Source organism: Cyclobacterium xiamenense, assembly GCF_009467825.1.
Lineage (GTDB): Bacteria > Bacteroidota > Bacteroidia > Cytophagales > Cyclobacteriaceae > Cyclobacterium > Cyclobacterium xiamenense.
On record NZ_WIOK01000071.1, the window covers coordinates 1 to 1,582 of the forward strand.

The 1,582-nt window shown below is 51.6% G+C and carries 1 protein-coding gene; it reads right to left on the reverse strand.

Translation table 11 applies throughout. The features are described 5' to 3' along the window. Positions 1 to 350: 350 nt before the first annotated feature. Entirely contained in the window at positions 351 to 704 is a 354-nt protein-coding gene (locus GCU44_RS22860) for a hypothetical protein (RefSeq protein WP_154859703.1), read from the reverse strand. Between the last annotated feature and the right edge of the window lie 878 nt (positions 705 to 1,582).

Sequence of the window (1,582 nt, forward strand, 5' to 3'; positions counted from 1 at the left end):
ATTTTTATAGGAATACTTCTTGCGTCGCCCGTACACGTTAGGTTCAACCCCATTCGGGGTTGGAGGTACCTGCTTGCTTTATCCGTGGGTTGCACCCACGGTTAGGATTGTTCAGGCCCTTCAGGCCTGCATCGTCGGTACTTCTTAAAAGAAATTGATTCGGTTCAGGAAATGGGTTTTATTTGTTTTTTTCACTTCAGGGTGTACTGAAATTTTTAGTCAAAGGATATTCCAAGGGACAGGTCATGGCTGCTTCGGGATGCTGGGAAGATTTCAGGAAGGGATACCTTGACCATGCCCCCAGCCCACTTCATAAACGAGTTGGGAGAGGTGCCGCGTGAATAGGTATTTTATTTAAATCCGCTATCGCAACTGAATCCGATGCTCCACATACTGACTGTTTGCGCACAGCGAAAACCGGATCGATTCCAAGCCCCGAAGCGGGCGAAGTACCGATAGCCCCCGGTAAGCCGACAGCGGAGGCACAGCCCGGGGTCGTTCCGTGTTTTTTTGTTTTCTGCATTGGCTAAGGAGCAGCTTACCACCGGAGCAAGCTTTCCGCCAATGCCCAGCCAGGTAGGAGACCTCCCCTCGGCCACCTTCGGTAACAGCAGGGGAAAAACGACAGGTGCCTGGTTTAAACCGATCAGCAGCGTTGAATCCGCCTTTGGGTTGAATAGGGTCTTGCTAATTCGGTCCGCCATCGATAGGGTCATTTTGATTGCCGACCAGGGAAGGATATCCTTACAGGAATGCCTCTTGCATTTCCCCGTACACGTTAGGTTCAACCCCATTCGGGGTTGGAGGTACCTGCTTGCTTTATCCGTGGGTTGCACCCACGGTTAGGATTGTTCAGGCCCTTCAGGCCTGCATCGTCGGTACTTCTTAAAAGAAATTGATTCGGTTCAGGAAATGGGTTTTATTTGTTTTTTTCACTTCAGGGTGTACTGAAATTTTTAGTCAAAGGATATTCCAAGGGACAGGTCATGGCTGCTTCGGGATGCTGGGAAGATTTCAGGAAGGGATACCTTGACCATGCCCCCAGCCCACTTCATAAACGAGTTGGGAGAGGTGCCGCGTGAATAGGTATTTTATTTAAATCCGCTATCGCAACTGAATCCGATGCTCCACATACTGACTGTTTGCGCACAGCGAAAACCGGATCGATTCCAAGCCCCGAAGCGGGCGAAGTACCGATAGCCCCCGGTAAGCCGACAGCGGAGGCACAGCCCGGGGTCGTTCCGTGTTTTTTTGTTTTCTGCATTGGCTAAGGAGCAGCTTACCACCGGAGCAAGCTTTCCGCCAATGCCCAGCCAGGTAGGAGACCTCCCCTCGGCCACCTTCGGTAACAGCAGGGGAAAAACGACAGGTGCCTGGTTTAAACCGATCAGCAGCGTTGAATCCGCCTTTGGGTTGAATAGGGCCTTGCAATGCCGGTGCGCCATCGATAGGGTTATTTCGATTGCCGACCAGGGGAGGGAATTTTTATAGGAATACTTCTTGCGTCGCCCGTACACGTTAGGTTCAACCCCATTCGGGGTTGGAGGTACCTGCTTGCTTTATCCGTGGGTTGCACCCACGG